The organism is Flavobacterium sp. Root935 (genome assembly GCF_001429295.1).
In the GTDB taxonomy this organism is placed as follows: domain Bacteria; phylum Bacteroidota; class Bacteroidia; order Flavobacteriales; family Flavobacteriaceae; genus Flavobacterium.
Window position 1 is genome coordinate 332,542 of record NZ_LMJL01000012.1, and the last position, 21,145, is coordinate 353,686.

Here is a 21,145-nt window from a genome sequence, read left to right on the forward strand (position 1 = left end):
TTTAAATTCTAATTAACTCTTTGAAGTTATAATCTGGTAGTTCCCGCTAAGATGCATTAAACTGAAGAGATACATTAATCCATCATAATAGGGATCAAAATAACCGTCTTCATAAGGTTCAAGTTTGGCATTCCAGACAGCATGAACAAAATCCATACTTGCTTTATCTTTATTTACTAATGATGCTGCAGCGGCGGTTCCTACTAAACCAATTGAATGTCTGAGTTTTTTAACAGGGCCGGCTTGAAGAATAAAATCGGGAGTAGAACCATCAAGATTAAACTGATCTTCATACTTGTCTAATCCTTTAGATCTAAGAAAATTTTGAAAACGCTTCGCATAGTCTTCCTGCCATTCTTTATCTTTTCCGTACCAAGTATAATCCATGGCAATGTTCATAGGAACTCGCCAAGAATCATAACGGAATCCAGGAGGCATCCAAGGTGTCGGATGCGGTTCTCCATTAAATTCTGTATAATCTGAATTTAGCCCCGTCACAGGATGACAGGCTTTATGTAAAAAATTACGCGAAACATCGGCGCATTCTTTATAAAACTGCTCATGACCGTCTTTAGCATACAATGCCCATATTTCATAAAATGCAGGAACATGATAAGAAGGATCTGTCCAGTTGTAACCTCCTCCTTCTGGCACAAAGGAAATTTGTTTGTGCTCAATATTTATAATATTATGAACATTCGCTGTACCATCTTTTTTCCACATGGCATCTAAAATTCTTCTGGCTTCTTTATAGTAATTTATTCCTGTATAGTTACCCCATTTATTAGAAGCAAAAAGCAGACTGGTTATAAAATACAATTCCCCGTCTGAGGCAGAGCCGGGAGAATTTTGTTTTTTGGTCTTTGGATCTACACTCCAAGCAAAATATCCTTCTCTTGGTCCTTCTTGATGCTGCATGTATTTTACAGACCACCTCCATAAACGATCAAAAACATCTTTTTTATTGAGCTGAACGGCAACCATCATTCCGTATGACATTCCTTCTGTACGGGCATCTTTATTTTTAACATCAGAAACATATCCTAAAGTTTCTCCTTCTTCAAAATATGCTTTGTTTGGCCCTTCGAATATATCATAATAGGCTTTGGCTACTTTCTTGTCTATTTCGTCTTGGCTGTAACCTGCTTCCTTAAAGAGATTTCTATATTGCGGTCTTTCGGATTGTGTTTTTTCCGTCTTCTTTTTTTCCTGTGCAGTAACTCGAATGGGTGTTGTCATGATGACGATCATCAAAAAAAACGAAATTTTAATTACAGACCTGCTTGAGTTTTTTTTATATACAACCATATTTATTTTTTTAAATATATTCCTAATCAGAAAACCGTAAACAATAAACAGCGCAGTAAATGCGCTGTTTATACAAAACTAACTTAACTTAAACTAACCAAAATTTAAAACCTTAATAACCAGGATTATTATCACTTGGTTTTATTTTAGGATTAGACGAGGTTTCTCTGTTTGGTATTGGCCATAACTCGCTTTTACCAGCAGTAAAACCTGTTCCTTGTAATACAGTACTTGCTATACCCCATCTTATAATATCATCAAAACGAGATTGCTCTCCGGCAAATTCTACCTGACGTTCGTGCACAATTGCTGCAAAAACAGCGTCTTTTGTTGGTGCAATATTAGTTGTCAGATTTGCTCTATCGCGCACTTCTTTAATGTATGCTATTGCAGCTGTCTGAGAACCTCCGTTTCTTTGGTTTTCGCATTCGGCTTTCATCAGCAGTACATCTGCATAACGCATTACTTTAAAGTTAATGCTTGATCGGGTTGCTTCATCTTCTCTATTGTAATAGTTTTGGTATTTTTTCCAGCCGGCTCTTCTAATACCTGCAGAGGTAGTAAAGTTACCTGCTACCATTACCTTTGTTCCTTTTAAATAAGAGGAACCTGGCACATAAAAAGTATCGCCAAAACGATTATCACCTGCTTCATATGAATCTAAAAGATTATCTGACGGATAAACATTGTACCAGCTAAGATTTCCATATTCCTGACCTCTAAGCGTTGACTCATCAAAGCCTGTTCCTCCGCTATCACCAACAGCTCCCCATTGATCACCTGTTCCATTTTTTTCGTCAAACTCAATTTCAAAAATAGATTCTTTACCATGTTCTGTTTCTTCCATAAAGTTGTTGTAAAAATTGCCTTTATCTTCGAGGCTGTAACTGGTCACATTATTAAAGGCTGCTAAGGCTTCATCGTATTTTTTTTGATATAACAATACTTTACCCAAATGTGCATAAGCCACTTCTCTATTAGCCCTTCCTGCTGATTCTGATGCTTTGGGTAAAAGATTTTGCGATGCAAATACAAGATCTTCTTCAATCAAGGCATACACTTCTGCTTTAGGACTTCTTGCGTTTCCAATAATAGTACCTGATTTATAAATTGGTAAATCTCCAAAACGTCTTACTAATAGAAAATAATAGTATGCTCTTAAAAAATGAGCTTCTCCTAAATATTTATTCTTTTTTTCCTGAGATAAAACAGAATTTGGAAGAGCATTGATTTTTTCTTCGTTATCCAGTACAAAATTAGCTCTGGATATTCCTATATAACAAGATTCCCAGTAATATTGAATAATATCGTTTCCTCCGTTAAAAGAAAAATCCTGAAAAGGTTTTTTGTTACCTTCTAACTGTGGGTTTCCTAAAGCATCATGCCCCATAAGATCCATCGCGAAGAAAAGATTTCTGCCATAGAGTCCTCTTGTCTGAAGATTTGCATACGAAGCATTTACTGCAGACTGCACTTGTGCTTCGGTTTTAAAGAAAGTTTCAGGCGATAAAGTATTGGGATTATTCAATTCTAATTCGCTAGTGTCACATGAAGTTATGGTTAAAACCCCAGACAGTACTATAAGTATATATTTTATTTTTCTCATCATCTTTAAATATTAAAATGTAACATCAATTCCAAAAATTACAGATTTTGGCTGTGGATACCTTCCTAAATCAATTCCTGCTGAATTTGCATTACCATCTGCACGTGCAATCTCTGGGTCTAAACCTGAGTAATTTGTGATAGTAATAAGGTTCTGTCCGCTTACGTAGAATCTTGCTTTTGAGAAATAACTCTTAAATGAATCTCCTGATAGTGTATATCCTAAGGCTATATTCTTTAATCTTGTAAAAGAACCATCTTCGATGTAGCGCTGGTTGGCTGAAGACCAGTTTATATCAGCTCCCTGTGCTCTTGGTAATGTAGCTGAAGGATTTGTTACAACGCCATTTACAACAACTGCTCTATCTAAAACATCTGTGCTTGCGTTAAACAAACGGTTCATTCCTTTTAGATCAAAGGTGTTTGCATTGTAAATATCATTACCTGCAACTCCAGTTATGAAACAATTGAAATCAAAGTTTTTATATGCGGCACTAAGGTTTAAACCATAAGTGAAATCAGGATATGGATTTCCAATGTTTGTTTTGTCATCTGCGTTTATTACTTTATTGCCATCGCGGTCAACAATTTTTAGATCACCTGGTTTAATTGTAGTCTGTCCTGGTCCAAAAACCGCATCAACTTCTGCTTGGTTTTGATAAATTCCATTGGTCTGATATCCATAAAAGTAAAATAACGGCTGACCTACTTCTAGTCTTGAAAAATTCTCTAAACCTGCTCTTGCCGAAGGTCCGCCTAATACACTAGTTACTCCTGGCGCTAAACTTACTACCTCATTTTTACTTGTCCCTAAATTTGCCACTGCAGACCATGTAAAATCCCCTTTTCTGTCATTGAAACCAATTGAAACTTCATAACCGCTTACTTTTACGTCTGCAATATTTTGAATCTGAGTCCCGCCGCCTGCAGAACCAACAGAAGCTGCAAGAGGAACTGCAAACAGAATATCACTACTCTTATTGTTAAAATATTCGAATGAACCCGTTAGTTTTTCATCAAAAAAACCAAAATCTAAACCGATATTTCTATCTAATTTTGACTCCCATTTTAAGTTAGGATTAGCGGCAACTCCCAAAGAAACACCAGGTGCGTTTGCTCCTCCAATAGGGTAATTATAGTTTGCCAATAAAGTGGCACTGTATTGATAATTATCTATTCTGTCGTTTCCTGTTGTTCCAGTACTAGCTCTAAGTTTTAATGTGCTGAAAATAGAATTTTGCATAAAATTTTCTTTAGCTATATTCCAACCAACTGCAACAGAATAAAAATTCCCCCAGCGGTTATTAGCTCCAAAACGAGAAGATGCATCTCTACGTCCTGAAACAGCAAGAAGATATTTATCATCGTAGTCGTAGTTGATACGGGCAATGTATCCTATGTTTTTTTCTTCGTAATTAGCAGATCCTAAACTTCCTTCATTATAACGAAGCTGATCAATTTCATCTGAAATATAATAACGGCTTCCGGCTGCTAGATTTTGAGATTTTCCATCAATTTTAGTAATAACTCCTAACACTTCAAGATTGTGCTTTTGAGCAATAGTCGTTTTATAGGTTAAGCTATTGTCAAAAACGATAGTCTGCCCTTGTGAATTTGTTTCGTTTGTTGAAGAAAATGCCTGTTTGTGATAAGAACCATCCTGAAAGCTTGGAATAAAAGTATGGTCTTTACTTGTATAGTAATCTAAAGAAACTTGTGATCTGAATTTCAATCCTTTGTAAATTTCTAATTCAGCAAAAATATTACCAATTATAGACAAGTTATTAATTTTCTGATATCCTAAATTAGCGACACGAACAGGATTTTCTGCATCATTCCCATCAATAGCACTTGGTCCTTGATAGCCTCCTAAGCTATTTTCATTGTAAATTGGCAAGTACGGCGCCATTTTAATAGCATGCTCTAATAATGTTCTTCCTCCTGACGTACGTTCTGGATTAATGGTGCTGAAAGAAACTCCAATGTTGCTTCCTATTTTTAATTTACCAATATCCTGCGTGTTATTAGCTCTAAAAGAATAACGTTCGAAACCTGTATTTACAATAGCGCCATCCTGCTTCATATATTCTGCAGAATAACGGCTTGTAGAATTCTCTGTACCATTTGAAAAACTCAAATTGTAATCCTGCATAATTCCCGTTTGAAAAATCTGATCCTGCCAATTTGTATTTATGTTTCCAAATTCAGCTGCTCTTGCTGTTAAATCACTTCCTAAATCTTTCGCATATTGAAGATACTGCTGAGTGTTTAAAACACTATATCTTTTAGTTACTTCCTGCCCGCCCACATAAGTGCTAAAAGTTAACTGCCCTGGTCCTTTTTTACCTTTTTTAGTAGTAACTACAATTACACCATTAAAAGCTTTAGAACCGTATAAAGCTGTGGTCGATGCATCTTTTAATACAGAAATACTCTCAATATCATTAGGACTTAAACCTGAAAGATTACCTGTTAATACTCCGTCTATGACATATAAGGGTGCACTGTTTCCCATTGTAGCCAGCCCACGAATATTAACTGTAGGATTAGAACCTGGCGCACCATTTACAACTGTAACCCCAGCAGCACGTCCCTGTAATGCTGATTCAGCATTCGTAATAGGCACTGCCGCAATATCTTTTGAGCTTACTGTCGAAACTGCTCCCGTAATCTTTGTTCTTTTTTGAGTACCGTAGGCTATTACAACTTCATTTAAATTTTGTGTCGATTGCACAAGGGCAACATTTATTGAATTTCTTTCTCCAACCGTAATTGTTTGTGAAATTAAACCAACAAAGGAATAAGTTATTTTATCAGTAGGATTAACTCCTTTTAAAGTGTATTTACCATCAAAATCTGTTGATGTGCTATTCTGACTACCTTCTACATTAATACTGGCACCTGGTAATGGAAATCCTGAAGGGTCTGTAATAACGCCATTAATGGTCTTTGACTGCGCCATTATACTATGACTGCTCGCGATCAGCAGTCCGATTAGTGCAATTTTGAGTTTTAACTTCATAATTATTGTTTTAGTTTGGTTAAATAGTTTAGTGGTTTGTTTTTGTTTTAATTGAATTAGTGGTTCATAATTTCTTTTTAATTAATCTTTGAGTACTTTAATGTGAATCAATCTAATACACTAAATATATCAGTAACAAATATAAAAAAACAATTTAAAAAACAATCGGTTGTCTTTTGATATTTTTAAATTATATATAAAAAAACACCAATATAAAAACATAAAGAATAATATTTTTATTTAAATAATAATAATTATTCATTTCAAAATTAATTTCAAAATAAAAAACAATGGATTTAACAGCCAAATGACAGATTTGCTACAAAAAACATAATATTAAAAAAACAATAAAAAATTGATTAAAAGGGCGATTATATAGGTAAAAAACTATTAAAAAGGCTTTTATAAAAAGTTTTATAAAATTTACCTTATACTTAAAAGAAAAAAAATAGATTATACAGATCAAAACAACAATCGGTTGCTAAAAAATATTTCTTTTTCATATAATAAATATTGTAACAAAAAAGCCTGGTGGTAATTAATAATTAATTTCCACCAAGCTCAAAATTTTTCAATGAAACTCATTTATGTACTATTCAGAATACCAATTACTGCTGCATAAATTTTGCTATTATATTTTTTTATTTAATTTTAGTGTTGACATCAACTTTCTTACGCTTTTAATTTGTTATTAATATTCCTCCGTTGTGAGGTATGCTTATTTCAACTTCTTTGTTTTTACTTATTGTCAGTTTACTCACTTTTCCGTTTAACTGGTCATCGTCTGCATAGTAATTTACTGCCGTACCAGAATTAAGCATTTCTAGTTTTATCTTTGTCTTTAAATGTTTATTTTCAGCATTAATTCCAGCGATATACCATTTTGCATCCTTTCTTCTGGCCATTACAACATACCTTCCTGGGTATCCTTCTAAAAAACGAACTTCATCCCATACTGTTGGTACTTCTTTCATAAATTGTATAGCCCAGTCTGGAGCATCATATAAATTATTTGGTGCTAAGGCAAAATGCTGCACGCCGCTTTGAAAAAGCACCGAAGTCGCTAACGCAAATACATCAGAGGTCATTCTTTTGGAGCCTTTATTGGCAATGTTATCACTATTATAGAATTTATTTAAAGCGCTTCCTCCAAAATCCATACTTCCTACAGTGTTTCTAATAAAAGTATGTGTTGCTGCACTTACAGCTTCATTATCACAGCTTTGCTGTCCAAAATGCAGATTTTCACTAGCCAAAACTGCTTCACTAGAGGCATAATTTGGATACATGCGTTCCCAGCCTCGAGGTAAAGTACAGCCATGAAAAATTACCATTATTCCAAATTCATTAGCATCTGTCAAAATATCTTCATACAATTTCATGGTTACCTGTTTATCGCCTCCAAAAAAGTCAACTTTAATGCCTTTAATTCCGATGCTTTTCATCCATGCCATTTCTTTTCGACGGAGTGCTGTATTATCCATTAGTCCTTTGGGGCCTTGAGGAGCATCATTCCAGTATCCATTTGAATTGTACCATAAATAGAGTCCTACTCCTTTTTGTTTACCGTATGCTGCTAATTCTGCTATTTTATCGCGACCAATCTGCGTATCCCAAAGTGCATCAATTAAAATGGTTTCATATCCCATTGAAGCACTAAAATCAATATACTGCTTTTGTACAGGAAACGTGGTATTGTTATCCATTTTCATGATCCAGCTCCAAGTTCCTTTTGTATACTGATACTCTTTAGAGGCTTCATATTTTGGCTTAACCAAATCAAACGGAATAGTGGTCTCAACTATCGGAGCAAGTGTTTCCCCAATTGTAATGGTACGCCATGGCGTTTCTCCTGTAAGCGGTATTCCTGGTCCTGTTGTCCCGTTTCCGTTATTTTCTCCCGGCATCGGAAATCCAATAGAATATAATCCGTTCTCATTTCCTATTAATCTGCTTGCACAATATCCGCTGTCTACACCTGTTTCAGAAATTAAAAGCCATCCGCTGTTATTTACTTTAAACAGACATGGAAACGTATATCCATTTCCCAAGCCATTCTTTCCGAGAACATTATCTAATATATAGGAAGTTTCATAACTAGGAGCTGTTCTGGCAAATCCAGTCATTGGATTACTTTGCGGGCAAAGAAATGTCGTGGTTCCTTTTGGCAGTAAAAATCCTGAAACTTCTTCTTGAACTATACAGGAAAGTGTTTCTTTCTGCGGATATAATTTATACTTAAATGCCAGATTGTTGTTGCTTACTCTAAAGATTACATCTAAAGCTAATCTGCCATCTTTTGTGAATGAAAAAACGGCTTCGTTAGCACTGTAATGTACACTGCTTTGTTTTATGTTTCGGAGCTTATAGGATTCATCGATTTTATTTTGGCTGCTATTTTTTTCTAAAGTTAATCCAGAGCTATAATCTCCCGCATTTGTTTTTAAGCCTAATGGAGATTTTTCTATAAATGTTTTTTCATTGTATGTTACACTATACTGAGGCATTCCGTTATTTACAGAAATCGACACCGCAAGTTTTCCGTCTGGACTTTTTACTGCTGGCTGGGCGTTTAGTTTAAGGAAACCCGCTAAACATACGAATATTAAATTTTTAAGATTCATGACCTTTTAAGATTTATCTTTTTGTTAATGATTGAACTCCTTTTCATTGCAAGAAATAGTATTGTTAATTAAAAATGTCATTTAGAAAACATCCAGTAATCAAAATACATGATTTTATCAGAAGCATTACCCTTGTATACAAAATAAAGATCATGCACTCCAGAAACTTTTTTAATATCTGTTGTAACAACAGCCCATCTGTCATTTCCTCCTGTCATAGGAACTTTTACTGTTCCTAGTAATTCCCCATCCAGACTATCAAGTCTAATTTCCATTGACACATTTCCATTGTGGGTGGTACCTACACGAGCAGTAAATTTTGCAGCACCCGATTCGCGAAAATCAACATCTTTTATTTTAGTGAATGCATTGTTTTTCATGGCAGTAATGAAGACGCCTACTTCTTTATTCTGCATTGACTTTACGTCTTTTGACCAAGCTATCGTTTCTGCTTCTGACTTAGCATAAGGATTTAGAGTACTGATTCCTTTTTTGATACCCTCTGTCATATTCATTTCTTTGACTTTTCCATCAGAATTAAACAACAATTCTTCAACTGCTACAGATCTGGTAAAACCGCTGCCACCTGGTAAAGCTCCATTATGATAAAAGAAATACGTTTTTCCTTTAAAATCTACAACTCCTGGATGATTTGTAAAACTCTCTCCCTGTGTTGGCATTACAACTCCTTGATATTTCCATGGTCCAAGCGGACTTTTGCTTGTTGAATATCCTATATGCTCAGAAATAGGTCCTGCGGCAAAAAACAGATAGTACAATTTATTCCTCTTATACAGCCATGGTCCTTCTTCATAAGTGGTAGGTCTGCGGGTATCTTCTTTTCCAATACGTTTTCCAAATGATTCAATTGTGTTTGGAAAGATCTTTAACTCATCGTTGTAAGAGATCATGTCTTCATTTAATTTAACATAATGGCAAACAGGGTTACCCCATAATAAATAGGCTTGTCCATCATCGTCGATAAAAACGGTTGGATCAATATCGGCGTTGCTGTTTTGTATCAAAGGTTTTCCTAATGGATCTCTAAATGGTCCATACGGACTGTCTGATACTGCTACACCAATGCCATTTCGTCCTTGATTATCTGTAATTGGGGCATACAAATAAAATTTGCCTTTTCTTTCTATGCATTGAATTGCCCATGCATTCATTTTAGCCCAGCTAAAATCTTTATACGATAATACAGAACCATGATCTGTCCAGTTTACCATATCTTCTGTAGTATACAATTTCCAATCATTCATGGTAAACCATGTAGAATTGTCTTCGTCATGCGAAGTATATAAATACAGTTTATTATTGTAAACCATCGGTGCTGGATCTGCTGTGTAGCTTGTCTGTACAATTGGGTTTTGAGCAAAACTAAATACAGGAATAATAAATGCTGTTAAAAATCTTTTTTTTATAAAATACATTATCTGATTGTTAATTAATTTAGGTTAAAAAACATTTACTTATTTAATACTAATGACGCTGCAAAACCACCCATATTTAATACTTTCACATCCAGCGAAGTTGTTTTATCTACCAGTAAATATTGCGTAGAAAAAGCTTTATCATGATTTCCATCGGCAATTAATGTGAGCTTAAAAGTCTGTCCTGCTGGTAAAAAATCAAATTTTAAATTTTGGATTCTTTCTTTTCTTCCTGAATTAATACCTCCAATAAACCAATCTGTTCCTTTTCTTCTTGCTATAACCGTATATTTTCCAGGAAAGCCGTCAAGCAGGATGGTATCATCCCAAGAGGCAGGAACCTGTTTTAAAAATGTTTTGGCTGCATCTGGCAATTCGTAATAACCTTCCGGTCTGTCTGCCATATGCTGTATTCCCGATTCAAAAACTACACTTAATGCAAGTTCATGACCATAAGAAGTAATATGAGGAAATTGTGAATTTGTAAAAGTTACCGGAGTGTAATCCATTGATCCTACGACATTACGGGTAAAAGCCAGTATATTATTGTGTTCTGCCGCCGTTGCGGTTAATTCTGGTCCATTGTTGTACCATTCTGCTCCGCGGACAGCTTCATAAGTCATAAGATGCGGATAAGTCCGCTGCCAGCCTCTCGGTACTAAACATCCGTGAAAATAAACCATGATTTTATACTTCGCTGCATCTTCTAAAATGTCTAAGTAATAATTTATGATTTCTTGTTTTTCACTTAAAAAGAAATCAACTTTGATCCCGTAAACGCCAAGCTTATTTAGCTTCTCAAATTCTTTAACTCGGTTTTCGTGAGTCAGCATTCGGTCAACAGGTGTGGAAGTGATCCATTTAAACTTACCTGAATTGTACCACATTAAGGGCTTAATACCAATCGAATGAATATATTTTATGGCATCTTCCAAGTTGCCGCCATTGCCCATCTGATCCCACTCCCAATCTAAAAGCGTATAAGGCCAATCCATAGCAACGGCTAAATCTGCAAACTGGGTTACGGTTTTAAAATCTTTTGTTCCGTGATTATTCGACCAGTAATTCCACGACGCTATACCGGGCTGAATCCAATCTGTATCAGTTAAAACAGACGGTTTCGATATATCATCAACCAATGTAGATTTTACAATATCTCCAAGCTCTCCTGCAATTATAACTCTCCAAGGAGATTTCCAAGGCAGTGCTATTTTGGTAAAAGGCTCTCCTATGCCCTCTTCTGCTCCAGGCAGCGTAACTTTATACCGTTCTTTGTTTTGGGTATTAGTCAGTTTTGAAGCTGCATAATTTCTGTCTAAATCGGCTTCATGAATCAGATACCAGCTAGGGCCATACTTTGTCTTAAACAATGCAGGATAGCACCAATCTTGCTGTATATCTCCATTTTTCATGCTATTGTACAGGCCTTCATTAGACAAATCAAACTTCTCCAGCCATCTTTCTGTACCTTCGGGAATAGAATAAGCTGTTAGTTCATCTGAAATGGTATAAGTTCCTTTTTTTTCTGGAAATTCATAACGAAATGCCACACCGTCGTTGTAAACTCTCAGAATTACATTTAAGAGAGATTTCGATTCGTTTTCAAAATAGAAAACCAATTCATTTGCTGTGTTAGAACAGTCCGATTTCTTTCCATGCAATACTTTGTACTGCTCTTTAATAAGTACTAGCTTGCCGATCTTTTTTAGTTTTAAGCCTTTTGAAAATGATTGGTCGTTTCGTACAATTCCCAAATCTATTTTTGGAATTATTTCGTCATGTTTATCTTTATTAGCATAATTAACCTGCAAATACCAATTTCCAGAATTATTCTGACTGTCAAATAATGCAACAGTTATTTTTTTATTGGGAGAGATTAAAACTGCTTTTTGCCCGTACGACCAGACGATAGTAAACAGAACCAAAACAACACTTAATGTAGATTTCATATTACTATTTTAAATCGTTTTTACTGTACCAATACTTTAAGCATTTTGAGATCTTTTGCCGCTGAACTAGTGCCGTAATACAATTCATATTCGCCAGAAGTTACTTTAACAGCCATAGATGCTGCATCGAAAAATTCAAATGACGAAGCGGGTAAATCTATCAGCACGTTTTCTTTATCTCCAGCATTGACAGCAACGCGCTTAAAGGCTTTTAATGTTTTTAAAGGACCATCAGTATCATTTACTTTTTTAACATATACCTGAATAATCTCTGTCCCATCACGCTTACTGGTATTTTGCACAGGAATAGTCAATTGAATATTTTCATTTGATTTTATTTTACTCTTGTTCAATTTACCTGAACCAACAGTAAACTTAGAATAACTCAATCCAAAACCAAAAGGAAACAATACATCTGTAGTATACCTGTAGGTACGTCCTTTCATGGAATAATCTTCAAAATCTCTTAATATTTCCGAGTTTTTGTAAAATGAAACAGGAAGTTTTCCAGCAGGATTATAATCCCCAAAAAGTACATCGGCAACAGCTTGGCCTCCGGATTCTCCTGGATACCAGGCCTGTAAAATAGCATCACAGCTGGTGGTTTCGGGCGTTAAAGCTATAGCTGAGCCAGAACAGTTTACAAAAATTACTTTTTTTCCTGCCTCTTTTAATTCTTTTAAACATTTTCTCTGTACCGCTGGCAATTCTATATTGGTTCTATCTCCTCCCTTGAAACCCGGATAAGAAACCGGCATTTCTTCTCCTTCCAATAAAGTAGAAAGACCGCCAACAAAAACTACAGTATCAATACCATTTAACTTTTGGATTAAAGACGCAAAATTGATGTCAAATTCTTTTCCAAAATCAAATTCAAGATTAGCCTGCCAGTTGTTTGACTGGGCAAAATGAATTTCAATTTTATAAGTTTTACCTGCTTCAACTGGAAATGAAATATTTCCTGGAACAGTTCTCCAGTTGGTATATTTTGCAATAGATTTTCCATTAACAATTAATTCAAAAAATCCTGTCGCACCGGTTTTAAATACAAGGTTATCAGTTGCTTTTGCGGTAAATTCAGTTTCATATTTTGCAGAAAAGCCTTCGAGCTTAACTCCAGAAGCAAACTCATGCTGTCCAGCAGTAGTCATTTTTATCGGATTGGTAATTTGCGTTGAAATAAAACTATTTCCTTCTCTGTTTGGATTATTCCAATAAGTGGCTCTCATTCCTTTTTTACCTTCAAACGAAATCTGATCGAAATAACTTTGATTTACTTTATCTTCTACCAAATCACAGGCTTTATCATAAAAGATTTTATCTGATCCAGTCTTGGATTCTATTCCTTCTTTGATTGTAATTGTTTTGACTGGCGTTCCGTTATAATTACCCCATAACATAGGTTCATTTGCTGCGTTAGGTCCAATAACTGCGATTTTTTTTGATGTTTTAGCCAATGGCAGAATGTTGTTTTTATTTTGCAGTAATGTCATAGATTTCTGCGCCATTTCTAATGCCAGCTGTTGATGTTCTTTACTGTTAAGAACTGAAGCTGGAATCTGCGTCCATGGCACTATCGCATCGTCATCCATTTCTCCAAGTTCAAAACGGCCTTCTAAGACACGCTGTAAACTTTTATTGATATCGGTTTCTTTAATTAAATCTTTTTCAACCGCTTCAGGCAGATTTTTAAAAGGATATTTCTCCCAAACACATTCTACATCTGTTCCTGCCAGTACAGCTTTGGATGCAGCATGCACAGCATCTGAAGAAACTTTATGTGTGGTATAAAAATCTGTTACAGCCCCACAATCTGAAACTACCATATATTTATATCCCCATTCATCTCGGAGAATACGCTGCAACAATCGGGTATTGCTGCAGCAAGGTTCATCATCTAGACGCTGATAAGCGCACATTACTTCACGAACATCTGCTTCCTGCACCAATGCCTTAAAAGCTGGCAGATAAGTTTCGTAAAGTTCGCGCGGATTTACATTATTTAAATTCAGTTCGTGCCTGCTCCATTCGGGACCTGAATGTACGGCAAAGTGTTTGGCACAAGCTAGAAGTTTACGATATTTAGCGTCCGTGGGCCCTTGCAGTCCTTTTACAACAGAAACTCCCATTCTTGATGTAAGGTAAGGATCTTCACCGTAAGTTTCCTGCCCGCGCCCCCATCGCGGATCCCTAAAAATATTGACATTTGGAGTCCATACTGACAGACTTAAGAAACGTTTGTTTTCGTTTCCATCTTTAATCCATTGGTTATATTTGGCTCTTGCTTCATCTGAAACAGCATTAAAAACGCGATAAAGTAATTGATCGTCAAATGAGGCTGCCATTCCTATAGGTTCAGGAAAAACGGTCACATTATCGTTATTTGCATAGCCATGTAAAGCTTCGCTCCACCAGTTAAATTTTTTAATTCCAAGTCTTGGAACAGCATCAGACTGATCGCACATTAACGATGCTTTTTCTTCTAGCGTTAATCTTGAAATTAAATCTTTTGCCCTATCGGAAGAGCTTAAAGAAGGATTTTTATATGGCAACAGCTGTGCATGACTGCTAACTGCTGAAAACAAACTTATGACAAACCAATATTTTATTTTCATTGTTTCTATTTTTAGATTGTACTTTAAACCTTTTATAAAGATTAATTGTTTTTTGAAATCTTATCGTCAATACGGAAATAATCAAAATCAGCGAAACCGCCAGCAGTTTTAGAAGCGTAATTAAACAGCCCAAATCGGTAACCCATAAAATGCGGAATTGTGTATGGCATCTTGATAGATTTTCCTATACTGATCCATTTTTTTCCATCTAAACTGTAATAAAATCTTCCCTGATCTGCTTGATTCCTAAAATCACATTCGGCTTTTAAATATATTTTGTCCTGATTTAATGGAACACTTTCTACTTCCTTTGGATTTCCTTTGTCAGCATCTATCATGACAATCCTTTTTGTTCCATGATCCACTTTTACTCCAACCCAGCCAAAATCCTTTTGCAGCAATGAAAGCCCTGCAAAATCTCCTTCCTTCATTTTTGAAATCTCGATCGCTGTAGTTCCAGAACATACAGGCCCAAAAGTTCTTTGTGTCAAAATATTTTTTACCTGCGTAAAACTGCTGTCTATTCTGGATGTTTTTAATCTTAAATAACCTTTTCTTTCTTTAACAGACCAGTTCGCATTATCTGGATTATGATTCCACTGCCAAACCAAAGGCAGGTCATTTTCTCCACTTTTACGATTAAATTCGTCTGAGTTTACAATTCCGGGAATTAAGCTTTTATTGGCTGGAAGATCTAGCATTTGAGGTACTTTACCATTTTCTCCTAGTATTGGCCAGCCGTTTTCCCATTTTACAGGAACCAGGTAAGGAATGCGGCCAACACCACCTGCATCTCTAAATAAATAAGAAAACCATCTGTCGTCGGGAGTATCAATAATCCCGCCCTGTGCAACGCCCAAGTCCTGAAGTCCTATTTTTCCTTCCCAAGGCCCCATAATATTATCTGCTCTGTGTATGATTACGGTACGCATCCCATTTTTGGGCCAGCAGATATTAAATAGATAATATTTTCCTTTAATTTTAAAAAGCTGTGATCCTTCTGCCGGCAGCATAATATCACTCTTCGCGGGAGTATTGGCATTTTCTATTAAAACTTTCTTAGTTTCTTCTTTTACTGCTGATAAATCTTCTTTTAATTCTACAATTTGAAGTTTTCCTCCACCCCAAACAAGGTAGACTTTACCATTATCGTCAAAGAAAAGGGAATGGTCATGATAGGAATTGTTTAAAACAGTCCTCTTCCATGGTCCTTTTTCAATATCTTTTGTAGAAAAAATATAGGTTTTACCCGTCGTGCCTGAAAAAGTGCTCACATAATATACACCATTGTGATAACGCAGACTGCTCGCCCATGAACCCCTGCCGTAGTCATTTTTGCCATGATTTAAATTCAGTCTGTCATCGTTATCTTCTAAAGTTTGATAGGCATAATTAACAAGATGCCAATTCACCAAGTCATTAGATTTCATAATTGGCACCCCAGGATTCATGTGCATTGTGGTACTGCTCATATAGTAAGTGTCGTTAACCCTGATTATAGACAAATCAGGGACATCTGCGAAAATAATGGGATTCTGCGCCTGTCCTTTTTGCGCCTGACTCGTCAAAACGATCGATGTAATTGCCAAAACAGCATATATAAAATCTTTTGTTTTCATTGTAGTTTTATTTTCGGAATTTCTGAAAAATGTACAACCGAGATATTATTCGTTAATTCGTAACAATTCTAAGCTGATAGAGTTTCGGACTGATTTTTCCGTCTTTAGCTAGAATTTTAATATTCAGCACATCCCTGCTGTCTATTTTTATTTTGATCATTTTTTTATCGGCTGAAGTTATTACAGCCGGCTTTTCATTAATCAAAATACTAATGTTGTCAATATTCAATTCATCTAAAACGCTTATATGCAAAGACCGCCCGCTGCTGTTTTTGTTGAGCATCTGATAAGAAATATAAGAGCTTGTATTTCGCCAGAACTTTCCGTCCTCGTAGCCAGAACTGCTTTTTTCTCCTTTATACAAATGATCAACTTCTGGCTGCTGCTCTCCGCAATTTATTTTATCTATTGTTTTCTCTTCAAGCGCCATAGCCTCGATTTCCTGCTGTTTCAGCAACTTCTGCTTTTCCTTATATTCTTCTTTGGAGTACGTTTGAAAATACATTTGATAACGAGCGTCATGCACCTCGAAAAAAGGTTCTAATTCTAATGAGTCTAAACGAAATCTTAAGTTTCCTAAATCCTGAAGTTTTGAAATATAAGCTGCTTTATTCCCAACCAGTGCATAGGCTTTATCAAGCGGAATAAATTTTCCTCTGGCAGCATGTCCCATTCGGCTGTCATCTGCAAATAAACCGTCTAATCCCTCAGTTGAAGTTTTTGCAGCCAGCACAATTGGTCCTTTTACAAATGCACTCCAATTAGAGCCGTCAGGAAGATTTTCTAAATGTACCGACATTTTAAATCTGACGGTTACTTTATCTCCCGATTTCCATTTTCGTGAAATCGCAGCATATTCAGATGGTTGAGATGCTATTTTCTGCTCTTTTCCGTTAACGAGTATTTCAAAATTTTCAGCCCATTTTGGATAACGGATATTCAAGGTAAAATTTTTTGATTTTTTAAGTTTTAAGACTAACTCTGTCTGATTCTCATAAGGGAATTTTGTGGTTTGTTCTATCTCTATTCCATTTTCTTCCCACTTTAAAACCGACGGAATAAAAAGGTTTACAAAAAGATCATTTTGGGAACGGCTGTAAATTAATTCTCCGTACTTGGCATGATTTTCAAGCCCCGTACCCACACAGCACCACATGCTTGTCTGGGGCTGAGAATAAACACGGTAATGATTTGGACGAATAGGCGTAAAATAAACAAAACCACCTTTTTCTGGATGCTGGCTGGAAAGAATATGATTGTAAAGCGTACGTTCATAAAAATCCAGATAATGCACATCATTTTTATCGAGAAACAAAGCCTTTGCAAGACGTTCCATGTTGTACGAATTGCAGGTTTCCGGACCTTCATTCGATTTGACCATTCCGCTGAAATCGTTTACGGGATTAAAATGTTCTGAAACGCTGTTTCCTCCAAATGCAACTGTTCTTTTTTGTGTAACATTATCCCAAAAAAACACTGCCCCATCTAACCATTCTTTATGATCAGAAAGAACAGCAATCTTTTCAAAACCAACAACTTTTGGTATTTGTGTATTGGCATGCAGACCAGTGAGTTTGTCCTCTTTCTGCAATAACGGATTCAGGAAAGCTTTTTGAGATAATTGTTCAGCCGTTTCAAGATATTTTTTGTTTTTTGTAATGATATACAGATCGGCAAAAGATTCATTTATGCCTCCGTGCTCTGTAGCTAAAACTTTCTGGATCTGCTCATCAGAAAGCGGACGGATTAATTCTATAAACCAATCTCCTAATTTTATTACTATTTCTTTCGCTTTCTTGCTTCCAGTATACTGATAAGCATCAATTAGACCAGCAAAAAGTTTATGAATGTTATAGATCGGGACCCAGGTATTGTTTAATCCAAAACTGCTTCCGTCAATATCTCCTTTATGAATCCTGTCCCAAAACACTTTACCCTGCGGAATACCGCCAACATAACCATTGCCATTTTTATCCTGACAGCGTGCCAATTCTGAAAGCATATAGTCTAATCTGTCTTTAAGTACTTTATTTCCAGTAGATGCGTACATTAAAGATAAAGCAGAAAGATAATGTCCGCCGATATGTCCGTCAAGTCCTATACTTTCCCAGTTACCGTAGCGATCTGCTTTTGGCGGAAGCCCAGATTCTAATAAATAAGGCGCTAAAAGTTTATCGGGATCTAATGCTAAAATATATTTCAGATCTACATCCTGCGCATTTTTAAATGGTCCTTCTTTTAGTTTTACTGCGCTTAAATCAAATAACTGCATTTGAGCCGATACATTGGCTTTTAGATCTGATGGCGCTTGAGCTAATGTAGAAAACCCAAAGAAAAACAGCAGATTAAATAAATGCTTTTTCATGTTTTTTTTAATCATTTTAATATTTTTTTATCTACCAAAAGTCTCCTAAAACTTATTCAGCTACTCTATCACTTTCTGGAGCTCCCAAATAAGAAGGCTTCAAACCGCCTGTATCGATCAAAATTTTTTGAAGCACAATTCCTGGATCTAAAACCCTGAAACGAAGTATATGTTTTCCTGATTTCAGAATGTTATCTTTAGTGACAGAATGAATCATGTGTTCTGCCTGCCATTTTCCTAATTCTCCTTTATAATGACCATTAAAATTTACGAGTTGTGGTTTTTCTCCATCAAAAGATATTTCATATCGAAGTCCTTTATTACTGTTAAAATTCAGCGTTGGAGCAAGTAAAAGTTCTACCGTAAATTCTCCCGCTGAAGTAAAATTAATTTCGTACTCCACAAAAACATTATCTGCTTCCATTGAGTAACTATTTTGCGGAAATGTTGTAATACCACTCAATGTTTTTCCAAAATCTGGAATTACTTCCCAATGTATTTTTTTAGAATTATTCATTTTAGAAAAATGAGCTGCATTAATCGATACATAGCCATCTTTTTCTATAAAAACTTTCGGATCAACAATTTCCTTATCAGAAAGATATTTTACGTCTGGAAGAATATTTTTAGGACCATCATGCCAAGCTTTATAGCCTATACGCATCTGATCCATCATATGAGTCCATTTGCCGCCAGAAATCTCATTATTGTATTTATTTTGAAGAATAGAATCTCGCTCAAATTTAACTTTAACCTGATCTGCATAATAATTGGCCAGCCTATTTTTTTCGGCTGCCAGTTTCATATTTTTTGCCTGTGCAAAATACATTTCATAAAGATTACAGCAGGCATCTATTGGATATAAAACAAGTTGAAAATAAGCATCTTTATACTCTTTAGGAAGTTCATTGTAGACTCTATAAGCATCAAGGGCTAAGTTTTTATACTCATTAACAACTGTTTCAAATTCATTATAATTTTCTAAAGAATAGGTTTTGCTGTCCAGCATTTCTGGAGTAACGCGACGATTAAATTTCGGATAGGTATTTAATAGTCTGGCTACTTCTTTAGAATATTTGCTCCCAAACTGCTCTGCTGCCCAGTTTTCTGTATATTGAAAGAGATTCTGAGAATTGAAATTTTTAGGGTTCCAAGCCATGTCCAAAAAGAAGCTGATTGGGAATTCCATTGGCTTTAAGTCACCAACATTAACAATCCAAACTTTATCGACCCCGTTTTCATAGCTAAGATTCATTTGTTCCCAGACCCTTTGTATCGGACTTATGTTAATCCATTTTGAATTTCTTGGACCGCCCACATAATCAAAATGATAATACATTCCGTATCCGCCTTTATGTAGGGGTTTTGAAAGATCTGGAAGTTTGCGGACATTTCCCCAGTTGTCATCACAGAACAAGAGAATTACATCATCAGGAACGCGCATTCCCTGATCGTAATAATCCTGAACCTCTTTATATAAAGCCCAAACCTGAGGTGTTTTATTGGCGCTTTTACCTGTTTCTTTCTCAATGATCTTACGCTGTTCTTTTACAATATTCTCCAGTAAGCTAATATTAGTGCCTTCGCTCATTGCTTCATCGCCATCACCGCGCATTCCAATGGTTACCAGCTTTTCCCAATTTTTGCTTCGCTGAATTCCTGTTTTCCAGAATTCGTCTAAAACTGTCTTATTTTTGGAGTAATCCCATATATTAGGCAGATTATTTTTTTTGATGTATCGACGCCAATCTGTCTGCGCCAAAGCCATTGGCTCATGATGGGAAGTGCCCATTACAATTCCCATTTCATCTGCCAAAGGCCCACTGGCCGCATCATCGTCATAAAATGCATTTCCCCACATTGCAGGCCACATGTAATTGCCCTTTAACCTAAGTACTAATTCAAAAACTTTTTCATAAAATTTGCTGTTGAAACCATCAAAAGTAGCTTTTGCCCAGCCGCTTAATGCAGGTGCTTCATCATTCAGGAAAATCCCTCTGTACTTTACAGCTGGTTCTCCATCTGTATAAATTCCTTTAATAAAATAAATATTTTCTTTATGTTTTACGGGTACATCTGCCCAGTAATACCATGGAGAAACGCCAATTTGTCTGGATAACTCATAAATTCCGTAAATTGTACCGCGTTTATCACTTCCTGCAATTACAAGCACCTCATCTACGCCCTTGAAAGGGTTTTTAACCTGCTGTATAATAAACTTCTCATTTTTGCCTTTGAGTTCTTTTCCTTCGATTTTTTTTTGTTTAATTAAATCATCAATAACAGAATTTGTTCCTATCATTCCAATAATAATGAGTGGTGATGAAGTATTGGGATTTTGATTTAAAATATTAGGACGCTGGCCGGTAACTTTTTCAAAATCTGACTGAAGATTATTTACAGCACGCAAAATACCTGCATCCAAATTTGGATTTACCCAAAGAGAGAGTGATAAAGACTTTTCTTTCAGCACCATAACATTCTGGTTTCTCTCTTCTGTTATAAAGGGCTGAGAAGCCTTTGAAATAGTACTTATTAAAACAATAATTACAGTGCTTATAAATTTCAAATAGTTTTTCATGAGGTGTTTATTATCAAGACA

10 protein-coding genes are annotated in these 21,145 nt (G+C 35.7%); all 10 read right to left on the minus strand.

Features of this window, described 5'->3' with window-relative positions:
• Window positions 1–12 precede the first annotated feature (12 nt).
• On the minus strand, window positions 13–1,239 hold the full coding sequence (locus ASE40_RS16220; RefSeq protein ID WP_241774384.1) for a glycosyl hydrolase family 8: 1,227 nt from the start codon (window positions 1,237–1,239) through the stop codon (window positions 13–15).
• A 181-nt stretch (window positions 1,240–1,420) separates the two neighbouring features.
• On the minus strand, window positions 1,421–2,914 hold the full coding sequence (locus tag ASE40_RS16225; protein WP_082586821.1) for a RagB/SusD family nutrient uptake outer membrane protein: 1,494 nt from the start codon (window positions 2,912–2,914) through the stop codon (window positions 1,421–1,423).
• A gap of 12 nt (window positions 2,915–2,926) precedes the next feature.
• Window positions 2,927–5,935 carry a SusC/RagA family TonB-linked outer membrane protein gene (locus ASE40_RS16230; RefSeq protein WP_057118144.1) on the minus strand — a complete coding sequence of 1,003 codons (3,009 nt, stop codon included), beginning with the start codon at window positions 5,933–5,935 and terminating at the stop codon, window positions 2,927–2,929.
• Between the two features lie 680 nt (window positions 5,936–6,615).
• Window positions 6,616–8,559 carry a glycoside hydrolase family 97 protein gene (locus tag ASE40_RS16235; RefSeq protein ID WP_057118146.1) on the minus strand — a complete coding sequence of 648 codons (1,944 nt, stop codon included), beginning with the start codon at window positions 8,557–8,559 and terminating at the stop codon, window positions 6,616–6,618.
• Between the two features lie 77 nt (window positions 8,560–8,636).
• Window positions 8,637–9,995 (minus strand): glycoside hydrolase family 43 protein, encoded by a 1,359-nt coding sequence (locus ASE40_RS16240; protein ID WP_057118148.1) that lies wholly within the window; start codon window positions 9,993–9,995, stop codon window positions 8,637–8,639.
• Between the two features lie 35 nt (window positions 9,996–10,030).
• Window positions 10,031–11,944: a glycoside hydrolase family 97 protein gene (locus ASE40_RS16245; protein WP_057118150.1), complete on the minus strand. Its 1,914-nt coding sequence runs from the start codon at window positions 11,942–11,944 to the stop codon at window positions 10,031–10,033.
• 20 nt (window positions 11,945–11,964) lie between these two features.
• Window positions 11,965–14,559 (minus strand): xylan 1,4-beta-xylosidase, encoded by a 2,595-nt coding sequence (xyl3A, locus tag ASE40_RS16250; protein ID WP_057118152.1) that lies wholly within the window; start codon window positions 14,557–14,559, stop codon window positions 11,965–11,967.
• A gap of 41 nt (window positions 14,560–14,600) precedes the next feature.
• Window positions 14,601–16,178 carry a glycoside hydrolase 43 family protein gene (locus ASE40_RS16255; RefSeq protein WP_057118154.1) on the minus strand — a complete coding sequence of 526 codons (1,578 nt, stop codon included), beginning with the start codon at window positions 16,176–16,178 and terminating at the stop codon, window positions 14,601–14,603.
• 52 nt (window positions 16,179–16,230) lie between these two features.
• On the minus strand, window positions 16,231–18,543 hold the full coding sequence (locus ASE40_RS16260; RefSeq protein WP_057119791.1) for a glycoside hydrolase family 127 protein: 2,313 nt from the start codon (window positions 18,541–18,543) through the stop codon (window positions 16,231–16,233).
• A gap of 52 nt (window positions 18,544–18,595) precedes the next feature.
• Window positions 18,596–21,124 (minus strand): glycosyl hydrolase 115 family protein, encoded by a 2,529-nt coding sequence (locus tag ASE40_RS16265; protein WP_057118156.1) that lies wholly within the window; start codon window positions 21,122–21,124, stop codon window positions 18,596–18,598.
• Window positions 21,125–21,145 lie beyond the last annotated feature (21 nt).